Source organism: Bacteroides sp. AM16-13 (assembly GCF_003602705.1).
Taxonomy (GTDB): domain Bacteria; phylum Bacteroidota; class Bacteroidia; order Bacteroidales; family Bacteroidaceae; genus Bacteroides; species Bacteroides xylanisolvens.
Genome location: NZ_QTLK01000047.1, coordinates 1 through 11,816 on the forward strand (window position 1 = coordinate 1; position 11,816 = coordinate 11,816).

Here is an 11,816-nt window from a genome sequence, read left to right on the forward strand (position 1 = left end):
CTCGCAATGAATTAGTTGCCTTAAATTTTATTATTTTAGGAATATCCCTAAATAAGGTACTTCAATATAAAACCCCGGAAGTCTGAAATAAAATCAAGTAGTCCTATAGATTAGATCAGACAGTCCGGAATTAAATCAAGTAAGTTCGGCACAGAATTAGGAAAGCTCGAAGGCCTTATCTGCCGCACTTATTGCGTTGGCAATACGATCACACCATGAATCAAATTCCGGATCGGGTATTTGTGATTCCGGATGGGAAAGCATATAGTGTACGGCTTGTCGTAATCCGTCTGCCATGGAAGTGTTGCATATAAAATCAGGAACCAACCGCTTTATCTTCGAGTTATCAAAGACTACCGTAGCTGCTTTATCTCCTAACAGTTCACCTCTGAAATCATAATGATCGCTATGCTTGGCAAGGAAATCGGAGGCTACGTGTAATGCATTCAGAGGTTTACCCAACGCGTCGGCAATGGTTTGATAAATCTGATTCCAGGTCATGCTTTCATCGGTAGTGATATGAAAAGCGTTCCCAATGGCATGAGGGTTCGCCATCAGTCCTACATAACCTTTGGCAAAATCTTTAGAGTGAGTCAATGTCCACAAAGAAGAACCGTCGCCGGGGATAATAACAGGTTTACCTTCAAGGATTCGTTTTAGGATCTGCCAGTTTCCCTTATCGCCATGTACAGATACGGGAGGTTTTGTTCCGTTGTAGGTATGGCTGGGACGGACGATTGTAACAGGGAAACCGTTTGTGCGATAGGCTGCCATCAGCACTTCTTCCGCTTCTATCTTGTTACGGGAATACTGCCAATAGGGATTGACCAATGGGGTGCTTTCGGTTATGCGGTAATCGGCCAATGGCTTTTGGTAGGCAGAGGCACTGCTGATAAAGATATATTGCCGCGTTTTATTCTGGAACAGGCGGATATCACGCTTCACGTCTTCTGCCGTATAGCCAATGAACTGTGCAACCACATCGTAATGTTCGGACACGATGGCTTTTGCCACAGCTTCTTCATCATTAATATCCGCAATGATACTGTGAATTCCCTCCGGCATCTTTTTCGAACCACGATTTAGGAGAGTAATCTCCCACCCTTTTTGTTGCGCCAATGCTACTACATCTGTACTAATCGTACCTGTTCCTCCAATAAATAATGCTTTCATAAAACCTGTTTTTTATATTCTCCGGAACAAATATATCAATTCCATCATTTACTTCCAGCAATCATTGCCATTTATTTTTTCTGCCCGAAAGTTTATGTAGTATACAGATTACTGATTCTTATACCCATATTACTGATTTGCTGAATGAAATTAAAAAGATACCTTCAAATGTTTTATCTTTGTATCAGATTAATAACAGAAGCATATGGATGAAATAACAAAAATTGAAACCGTCGATCAGTATGACCAATTGTTTGGACTGGAAACATTGCACCCTTTGGTGAATGTAATCGACTTCTCAAAAGCCACCAGGTCAGTTGAATATATCCGTATGAATATCGGATTCTACTGCTTGTTCCTGAAGGATGCAAAATGTGGCGACCTCACTTATGGACGTAAGAATTACGATTATCAGGAAGGAACGGTTGTTTGTATGGCACCGGGACAAGTGAGCGGAATAGACAACCGCAACAGACCTGCTCCCCGCACCAAGTCAATCGGCGTTTTGTTTCATCCCGATTTAATCCGCGGAACTTCATTAGGACAGCATATCAAGAACTATACTTTTTTCTCTTATGAGGTAAATGAAGCATTGCATCTTTCAGACCAGGAAAGAGAAATCGTAACTGATTGCATACATAAAATTAGGATCGAGCTGGAGCATCCTATTGACAAACACAGCAAGCAACTCATCGTGCGAAACATCGAACTACTGCTGGATTACTGTATGCGTTTCTACGAACGGCAGTTTATTACACGTAATCAGGCGAACAAAGATATTATCGTAAAATTCGAGCAATTGCTGGACGAATACTTCCAGAATCAGGTGGCAATAACCGAAGGACTGCCATCCGTGAAATATTTTGCAGACAAGGCATGTCTCTCTCCTAATTATTTCGGAGACTTGATAAAGAAGGAAACAGGAAAAACTGCACAGGAATATATCCAGTGCCGGATTATCGAACTGGCAAAAGAAAGAATACTGGAAGGTGTTCAAACTGTCAGCCAGGTGGCTTATGAACTGGGATTTCAATATCCACAACACTTCAGCCGATTGTTTAAAAAGCATGTCGGTTGCACCCCGAACGAATATAAACAAAGAAACTAAGCATTTTTTAGCTACAGGAGTCTCAACATCATGGGAGATAAAGTACTCAAAATAGGAACCGTGCATCAATGCAATTGTTGTCTGGGAAGCAAAACACTACATCCGCTGGTGAGTGTCATTGATCTCTCAAAGGCTGACTTGTCGCCTCATACGGACATCAAGTTCGACTTTTATACGATTCTATTGAGTGAGTGTAAATGTGAGGCCTATGTGTATGGTCACCAGTATTATGATTTCTCGGACGGTACTTTGATCTGCCTGGCTCCCGGAGAGTCTATCAGTATGAAAGAAAAAAATAAGAGATTTCCCTCTAAAGGATGGATATTGGCTTTTCATCCCGATCTGATTTGTGGCACTCCGCTCGGACTTAATATAGATAACTATACTTTCTTCTCTTATCAGCCTGAAGAGGCACTGCATATATCATTGCGCGAGAAACAGATCATTCTGGAATTTATGGACAGAATCAACCAGGAACTCGAACGTTGTATTGATCGCCACAGCAAAAAAATAGTTTCCAAGTATATAGAGCTATTGCTGGATTACTGTGTACGTTTCTACGAACGCCAATTCATTACACGTAACGAAGTGAATAAAACGATTATCAAACAATTTGATAAAATGATAAATAACCATTTCGAAACGAAGCCGGTACCGGCTGTCGATGTACTATCAAATGAGTATTGCGCTAACATGCTTCATTTGTCTCCTGAATATTTCAACGACTTACTGAAGCACGAAACGGGGAAATCTTTTAAAGAATACATCGAATTCAAACGCTTCGAGATTGCCAAAGACTGGTTGCTAAATACTGATAAAACAGTTAATCAGATAACACAAGAACTAGGTTTTCAGAATCCACAGTATTTTAGCCGGCTATTCAAGAAAGTTACCGGTTGCTCTCCGAATGACTTCAGAGTACCTAACTAGAAATGAAATCTAAAAGGATTGGAGGACGATAAAGCAACAAAAAAGTCTTAATAAAATTTGAATTGAAATATCCAATTCTTAATCTATGTTATGAAACATACTTTTTTGCTTGGATTATTTGCTAATTTCCCAAGAGTCCGTATCTTTGCAATGTGTTTTTCATAGTATTAGATTTAAGGTTAACAAAGGTTGGAGCAAGGCGTTGCTCCTTTTTTTATGTCCATACGTCAACTCTCCTCTTTAACTTCCTAAGATACCATTTCCCGGACAGCTGTTCTTTCTTATGAATAACAGTATTGGAATTACGCTATTTTTCAGTAACTTTGCAAAGAGAGATGTATCAATTATGTCCCGGTAAAGCAAATCAAAAGTTCTCTTTTTACGTTATATATAAAAAGAAAATTTAATCCTTGTAGAATAATGGAAACAATGCAACAATATTATCGTCTGATGAAATCAATCCTCTTCGTATTATTTCTTTCTTTCGGCATGATTTCGTGTGAGAAAGAAGATCCGGTTTCTACATCTCCGGGCACAAGGCAGACGGACAACACTGATCCGACAGATCCTGATCCTACCGACCCGGTGGTTCGTTCGGATAATGAACAAACTGTATTTATGTATCTGCCCTGGTCGACTGACCTGACTTCCTTTTTCTATCAGAATATTGCTGATCTGAAAAGTATTATCGGACAGAATATATTGAAAAACGAGCGGGTTCTCGTATTTATATGTACAACGGCTACCAAAGCCACTCTCTATGAGCTTTCTTACGAAAAAGGCGCAGCTGTGCAGAAGGCTTTAAAAAGCTATAATTATCCGGCTCCCATCTATACAACGGCCGAGGGTATCACTTCTATCCTGAATGATGTACAGACCTACTCTCCCGCCAAACGATATGCAATGATTATCGGATGCCACGGAATGGGATGGATCCCCGTATCAAAAACGCAATCACGCAGTAGCCTGCAAACAGTCAAAAAACATTGGGAATATGGGAATACACCTATGACACGTCTCTTCGGAGGCAGAGAATCCAAGTATCAGACGGATATTACTACACTTGCCGAAGGAATATCGAGCGCAGGATTGAAGATGGAGTATATCCTTTTCGACGACTGCTATATGTCGACAGTAGAGGTTGCTTATGACCTTAAAAACGTAACAAGTCACCTGATAGCATCCACTAGTGAAATTATGGCTTATGGCATGCCATACGACAAGATTGGCCAGTACTTAATCGGAAACATAGATTATGAAAAGATTTGTGATGGTTTCTATTCTTTTTATTCAAATTATGTCACTCCCTGCGGAACAATCAGTGTCACAGATTGCTCGGAAATAGATAATCTGGCGGCCATTATGAAAGAAATAAATCAACGTTATACGTTTAACGAAGAATTAATTTCTTCTTTGCAGAGTTTAGACGGATATAAACCTTCCATATTCTTTGATTGTGGTGATTATGTTGCAAAGCTATGCTCCGATCCTGATTTATTGGAGCAATTCAACGAACAACTGAAACGCACAGTTCCATATAAAAGGAATACGGAGTATTATTTTACAGCAATATCCTCCTATTATGGAGAACGAAAAAAGATCAATACTTTCTCCGGTATCACTATTTCTGATCCAAGCACTAGTGCAGCTGCTTTGAAAAAGAACGAAACAGCGTGGTATGTTGCCACTCATTAAGGCTACTAAAAGAAATAGTACGATAATGGAGCTTTACTCTTGTCTGTGATCGGTCAAATCTCTTAATAAAAATAGATTCGAGAATACAAATTCTTAATCAATGTTATAAAACATACTTTTTTTCTTGGATTATTTGCTAATTTCCCAAGAGTCCGTATCTTTGCAATGTGTTTTTCATAGTATTAGATTTAAGGTTAACAAAGGTTGGAGCAAGGCGTTGCTCCTTTTTTTATGCCTATACTCCAAATTGCCTTTGCTTTCCTCTTCTTGGTACATCTGTCAATCACCCTTTAATAACTGCCATTGGAGCAAGTTCCACCAACGGTTTCACCAAATCCCGCTCATTCGCTATCACTTGCGCAATATCTTTATAAGCTCCCGGCGCTTCATCCAGTTCATCCTGCGAACGGAGTCCGTGAATGATTCCTTGCTGGTTCATTCGCTCTTTCTCTTCATCCAGTGACAAACGGCGACAGGCATCTTTTCTTCCCATCAATCGGCCGGCACCATGCGAACAGCTTTTGAAGCTCTCCGGATTACCCAGTCCTTCAACGATATAGGATTTAGTACCCATAGATCCGGGGATAATACCAATCTCACCTTCATAGGCACGCGTAGCTCCTTTTCGGTGCACAATCACATCCTGATCGAAATGGTTCTCCCAGGCTGCATAATTGTGGGCAATATTAATCATAGGCTCAAAGTCCGTTTCAGGTTTCACTGCCTGAATGGCTTCACAGATACGGGTCATCATCAACTGACGGTTGGCAAAGGCAAAGGCCACACAGTAGTTCATTTCACGGAAATAATCCTTTGCCATCTGCGTCTCCATTGGCAGGTAAGCCAGTCCCGATACCATTTCAGAATACCATTTCTCATTCCAATATTGCGCAATCTTATTATAGTGATTGGCAACCTTCAAACCAATGTTACGGCTTCCGGAGTGAATCATCACCCACACATCAGACGTTTCGGTATCTTTCTGAATCTCAATAAAGTGGTTTCCTCCTCCCAAGGTTCCTATCTGCTTCAAACAAGCCTCGTACTGATTCTTCAATATAGGCATCTCCTCAAGGTCGAATCCTCGTGGAAGTAACTCCTGATCTTGCTTTTTAGTATGGTGGTCGAATCCCAAGGGAATGGCCGCACGAATCTTCGACATGATGGAAGTCAAATCCGTATAACTAAAATCTTCCGCTTTTCGATTGGTCTTAATCGCACACATTCCACAACCGATATCCACTCCCACAGCATTGGGAACAATCACACCCTTCGTAGCCAACACACCGCCAATTGGCATTCCTTTTCCCGCATGGGCATCAGGCATGATGGCGATATGTTTAAACGCAAAAGGAAGTGAAGTCAAATCCATAATCTGCGACATACAAGAGTCTTCTACTTCATTCAACCAAAGCTTAGCGGGCAAACGTGTTCCCATAATTACTTTTTCCATACTTCTTTTCTTTTATCCATTCATATAAATCTCGTTATCGGGAGCAAAGTAAGATGGGAAGTACGAAATCTATTTGCGCAATGGATATTATTTTCTATTTTTGTAGAAATATGTGCAAAAAAGTCGTGTCTCCGCAATGATTGTATCATCAAAAAGTCCGGATATGGCGCCTTGATATCTATAACACTATATATAAATAGAACCTAATGAAGAAGATATTGATTATCGGCGCCAATGGATTCACCGGACGCCAAATATTGAATGATTTGTCTGTTCATGCACAATATAAGGTAACGGGGTGCTCTCTGCATCCGGATATTTCTCCGAATGATGTAGGGAAATATCGTTTCATTGAAACAGATATACGGAATGAAGCGGACATTAAGTGTCTTTTTGAGGAGGTTCAGCCTGATGTGGTCATTAATTGTTCCGCCCTGTCCGTGCCGGATTATTGCGAGACGCATCATGAAGAGGCTTATCTTACCAATGTGACCGCAGTGAGCCAACTGGCTGTTTTTTGCGAAGAATATAAAAGCCGGTTCATTCATCTATCGACGGACTTTGTTTTCGATGGAAAGATGTTTGTTTTCGATGAAAAGATAAATGAAGATGCCGGACCGTTGTACACAGAAGAAGACATCCCCGCTCCCGTCAACTATTACGGATATACCAAGTGGAAAGGAGAAGAGAAAGTGGCAGAAACTTGCAGCAGTTATGCTATTGTCCGTGTAGCAATCGTTTATGGCAGAGCGCTGCCGGGACAACACGGTAATATCGTCCAGTTGGTAATGAACCGTTTGAAAGCCGGACAAGAAATCCGTGTCGTATCCGATCAATGGCGGACACCGACTTATGTTGGAGACGTATCGGATGGTGTACAGCGTTTGATAGCACATCCAACGAACGGTATCTTTCACATTTGTGGCGTTGAGTGCATGAGCATTGCGGAGATTGCTTATCAGGTAGCAGATTATATGGGACTGGATCACTCTCTTATCCATCCTGTCACGACAGAGGAAATGAATGAAACCACTCCCCGTCCCCGTTTTAGTGGAATGAGTATCGATAAAGCACGAACAATGCTTGGATACGAGCCACAGAAGCTTAAAGAAGCTCTTGCGAACTGGGAACATTTATAAGGAAGAGGACAGATTATCAATTATTCAAGGATTATCCATCATTTTACGTAAGCAGAAAACTACAAGAGGAATTCTGTGGTTTCTATTTATATAATAAGAGAGTCCCCAAATGATGAACAGTGGCTATTTACACAAAATACGGGATAGTGCCCAAATTGAAGACAGTGGTAGAATTGGAAACAATACTACTTTTTACAACAATCTATTTCATTCCGAATAATTCTTTCGCTTCATTTATTGCATATTTATTTTGAAAATATGCAATAAGTTATTATCTTTGCACCAAAATTAAAAAAGACCAATGATGAATCAAACATTACAACTACATAACGCTAATCTTTTTCTTGCAGGAATACCGACTTTCTGTAAGTCTTGCTGCGTGCATGTACATTGGTTCAGTGGATTCATCTAAATTACCCTATTATTTCTTAACAGGAACTATCTGCTGACTTGTTTCACTATTCACAGCAGTATTCCTTTCCGATTTTCAAGCAGATGTATCATCTTCTTTGAGAATTCTCTTGTGTGTTGTCAATAATCAGTTTAACCTAACCAAAAATATATACATTATGTTCTCTATTATATCTACTATGTTTTTAGGAATCGGCATCGGTTATGTATTGCGTAACTGGAGTATCTTGCAAAAGACAGAAAAGACAATTTCTCTTACAATATTCTTGTTGCTCTTCATTCTCGGTGTGTCTATCGGTTCTAATAGCCTGATTGTAAACAATCTCGGTAAATTCGGATGGCAGGCAATTGTTCTTGCCGTGTCCGGTGTATTGGGAAGCCTGATCGCTGCCCGTCTGGTACTGCAATTGTTTTTTAGAAAAGGAGGCGAATAATAAAAAAAGGAGTCTGATTTCTTTTAAGAGGAAAAAAGACGCGTTTATTCAAGAAGGAGGTGAACAATGAAAGGAAGTTTGAGCGTTATATTATTCTTTTGTGTAGGTTGTGTCATGGGAGCTTTCAACAAGTTCCAGTTTGATACGCACACAGTTTCGATGTATATACTTTATGCGTTAATGCTGCAAGTGGGAATCAGTATCGGTTCTAATAAGAACCTGAAAGCGATTGTGTCGCATTTGCACCCTAAAATGCTGTTGATTCCGTTGGGAACGATTATCGGTACGTTGCTGTTTTCTGCTTTAGCAAGCCTGCTATTGCGCCAATGGAGCGTGTTCGACTGTATGGCAGTGGGAAGCGGATTCGCATACTATTCGCTTTCTTCTATCCTTATCACCCAGTTCAAAGAGCCTTCTATCGGGCTGCAACTGGCTACGGAATTAGGAACTATCGCACTGTTGACTAATATTTTCCGTGAGATGATGGCACTTCTCGGTACTCCAATCATCAAGAAGTATTTCGGGAAACTGGCTCCTATTTCAGCGGCAGGAGTCAATTCGATGGATGTACTCCTGCCCTCCATCAGCAGATATTCGGGAAAAGAAATGATTCCCATCGCTATCTTACACGGTATTCTGATTGATATCAGTGTTCCTGTTTTTGTTTCTTTTTTCTGTAATCTCTGATATTTCTTGCGATGGTTTGACAAGAGCAAGAATGAGCATTGTGAACGAAAGACAGAGATATTTTTATGTTTGGGGCTAGGTCCAAACATAATTAGTTAATGTCCGGAAACAGCCAATACAAACTTTATATCAGCATAGGAGACATCGTCTCCTAACGCTGCCTTAATGGCAAATATTCCCATGTATTCATGTTCTTCCAGATGCTTACGAATCTTCGCCAGATTTTCAGCTTTCACTACTTTCTCCACTTTAATCTTTCCTAAACGGACATAATATTCCAAATGACCGGCAATGGTTCCCGATACCAATTCGCGAGCTTTGGCTATTTCATCTATGCTCATTCCCTGGCAGAACATTTCATAGCTGACTAATTTTGTATCTTTTTTCTTCTCCTTCTCCGCTTCTTTTTTCTGTTTCTCTGCTTCCTTCTTCTGTTTTTCTTCCTCTTTCCGTTGCTTCTGTTCTTCTTTCCGTTGCTTCAGCTCTTCCCGTCGGCTTGCGGCTTCCCTATTATCAGAGATGAGCATATCCATTATTTCCGGTCTTTCCAATTGATTTTCCGCCATATACTTACGGACAATGCCTAATATTTCAAGTCCATACCTTTCCACCCCTTTTGCTCCGAAATAGGGTATCGCTTCCAGAGCTCTTGGATTATCCGGTAGCAGATTCACAATTCCCATCAACGCTTTCTGCTGCATAATAACATACGCAGGAAGATTCACCTCACGTGTTTTGGCTGTCCTCCATTCAGACAGGGCGCGATAAAGCTCCGGATGCAAAATATCCGTAGGCACTTCCACTTTCACCTTTTCAGCACCGCTACGTGTACGCTCTTTCCGTTCCTTCCGCTCTTTCTTTTCTTTCAACGCTTTCGAAGAACCGGAAGAAGAAGAATCATCCTCAAGACTCAACATTACTTTAGCCTTCAACTTCAAATAATCCGTAATAGCGAATCTCTCTCTTGCAGACACAGCCTCCAACAAAGACTCTTTAATCCACAACGCATCATCCAACGCCTGCATACGTTCCGCCAACAGCTTTCTCAACTCTTTATTATCAAGAGGCATATTAGTCTTATTATACAAAGCCCGAACCGGCGCCAACTCTTTATGAAAATATCTGGCCCCGGAACGAATCCGCTCCTGTAACTCCTGATTCGTCGCATAGTCTTCACTCTCATGTATCAACCGGGTATACTGGTTACGAAAACGCTGGGACACTTCCACTATTTTCTCTTTGATGCGAGGTTCCAATGCCTTATATTCTGCCAACTGCTTCGGAAAGAGCTTATACAAATCTTCATCTATCAAACGAAGCAATCGTTTATAAGCCTGATCGATCGAATAGAAATTAAACAAATCACTCAACAAATCAAAGAAATACGCCTTTTGCATATCGTTCAACTGCTGACTGCCCGGCTTATTCTGCTCTACCGCTTTGGTGAAATTATCCACCGTAGCATCACTAATAATGGCTTCCCTCCGCAAAGGAGACTCCAACACCATCCCTTCCAAAGTCTTGCAACGGCTCAACGCTACATAAGTCTGCCCGTGCGCAAAAGAGTTACGCGCATCAATAATGGCACGCTCAAACGTCAACCCCTGACTTTTATGTATCGTAATGGCCCATGCCAGACGGATAGGATATTGACGGAACGTTCCTTCTATCACTTCCGTGATTTCCTTTGTTTCCTCATTCAGTACGTACTTATAATTTCCCCACTCTTCCGGCAACAACTGAAATTCTGATTTATTCCCCTTCCCCCGCACAATAATACCTGCATCATTAACAGTGACCACCTCACCAATCATACCGTTATAATATCGTTTCTCGGACGATGGATCATTCTTCAGGAACATAATTTGCGCTCCTTCCTTTATTGTCAGGAGTTCATCCGCAGGATAGGAATATTCGGGGAAATCTCCTTCTATCTCGGCACGAAAATGATACGCCTTGCCGGACAAAGATGCCAATTCACGGTCATTTACTTTCTGTGCCTGATAATTATGTGTCGTCAGCCGAATATATCCTTCTTCTTTTTGTGGCTGGAAACCGGGCTGATAACGACGGTTCAGTTCATTCAGCACTTCATCGTCAGCCTTATTTTCCCGGATTTTATTTAATAAAGACAGGAAGAATGTGTCACTCTGCCGGTAGACTTTTTTAAGTTCAATGGTCATATATACCGTTTCTTTCAACGCATGGCTCGCAAAGAAATAAGGGGTTTCGTAATGCTTCCTCAACAGTTCCCACTCATTATCTTTCACGACGGGAGCCAATTGCTGCAAATCTCCAATCATCAACAGTTGCACCCCGCCAAACGGTTTCTCTCTATCGCGATACCGCCGCAGAGTTGCATCCACCGCGTCCAACAAATCGGCACGCACCATACTGATCTCATCAATAACGAGCAAATCCATGCTACGAATTATGTTCCGCTTTTCTTTACTGTAACGGTAATGTGTTTGGGAAGAATTAAAGGTAGTTTCCGGCACAAAAGGGGCAAAAGACAACTGAAAGAAAGAATGAATCGTTACTCCTCCCGCATTGATGGCTGCGATCCCTGTCGGTGCTAATACAACCATGCGCTTAGGGGTGTGTTCTTTCAATCGTCTAAGAAATGTCGTTTTTCCGGTTCCGGCTTTTCCGGTAAGAAATAAATGTGTGCCTGTATTTTCTATGAACTGCCAAGCTAGCTGCAGTTCCGGGTTATTTTCCATGAAAGTTATATTGTTATGTAGGTTTGCGGCGTTACCGCCGCATTCCCCATTAAGAACTGTACG

General features: G+C 41.2%; 9 protein-coding genes. 6 read left to right on the forward strand and 3 right to left on the reverse strand.

Annotated features, from left to right (window positions below; genetic code table 11):
• Positions 1-156: 156 nt before the first annotated feature.
• Positions 157-1,173 carry an SDR family oxidoreductase gene (locus DW173_RS23000; protein ID WP_008022584.1) on the reverse strand — a complete coding sequence of 339 codons (1,017 nt, stop codon included), beginning with the start codon at positions 1,171-1,173 and terminating at the stop codon, positions 157-159.
• A gap of 205 nt (positions 1,174-1,378) precedes the next feature.
• On the opposite strand from DW173_RS23000, the gene DW173_RS23005 reads away from it, so the two are divergent.
• The 3 genes from DW173_RS23005 to DW173_RS23020 all read left to right on the forward strand — a co-directional run bounded on the left by DW173_RS23005 (position 1,379) and on the right by DW173_RS23020 (position 4,906).
• A complete protein-coding gene (locus tag DW173_RS23005) occupies positions 1,379-2,281 on the forward strand; it encodes a helix-turn-helix domain-containing protein (protein WP_008022585.1) in 903 nt (300 codons plus the stop codon).
• A 30-nt stretch (positions 2,282-2,311) separates the two neighbouring features.
• Complete coding sequence (locus DW173_RS23010; RefSeq protein WP_120145304.1) at positions 2,312-3,211, forward strand: helix-turn-helix domain-containing protein; 900 nt, start codon at positions 2,312-2,314, stop codon at positions 3,209-3,211.
• A 420-nt stretch (positions 3,212-3,631) separates the two neighbouring features.
• Entirely contained in the window at positions 3,632-4,906 is a 1,275-nt protein-coding gene (locus DW173_RS23020) for a clostripain-related cysteine peptidase (protein ID WP_120145305.1), read from the forward strand.
• 283 nt (positions 4,907-5,189) lie between these two features.
• Here DW173_RS23020 and DW173_RS23025 read toward each other — a convergent pair whose 3' ends face one another.
• On the reverse strand, positions 5,190-6,359 hold the full coding sequence (locus DW173_RS23025) for an RtcB family protein (protein ID WP_055234616.1): 1,170 nt from the start codon (positions 6,357-6,359) through the stop codon (positions 5,190-5,192).
• 206 nt (positions 6,360-6,565) lie between these two features.
• Between DW173_RS23025 and DW173_RS23030 the strand changes: the two genes are divergently transcribed.
• From DW173_RS23030 to DW173_RS23040, 3 genes are all read left to right on the forward strand, one after another.
• Entirely contained in the window at positions 6,566-7,498 is a 933-nt protein-coding gene (locus DW173_RS23030) for an SDR family oxidoreductase (protein WP_015531029.1), read from the forward strand.
• A gap of 569 nt (positions 7,499-8,067) precedes the next feature.
• Positions 8,068-8,343, forward strand: coding sequence for a LysO family transporter (locus DW173_RS23035; protein ID WP_004315294.1), 276 nt, complete (start codon positions 8,068-8,070; stop codon positions 8,341-8,343).
• Between the two features lie 66 nt (positions 8,344-8,409).
• Positions 8,410-9,030 carry a lysine exporter LysO family protein gene (locus tag DW173_RS23040; protein ID WP_120145306.1) on the forward strand — a complete coding sequence of 207 codons (621 nt, stop codon included), beginning with the start codon at positions 8,410-8,412 and terminating at the stop codon, positions 9,028-9,030.
• Between the two features lie 95 nt (positions 9,031-9,125).
• On the opposite strand, the gene DW173_RS23045 is transcribed toward DW173_RS23040, so the two are convergent.
• Positions 9,126-11,753, reverse strand: coding sequence for a helix-turn-helix domain-containing protein (locus tag DW173_RS23045; protein WP_008639993.1), 2,628 nt, complete (start codon positions 11,751-11,753; stop codon positions 9,126-9,128).
• Between the last annotated feature and the right edge of the window lie 63 nt (positions 11,754-11,816).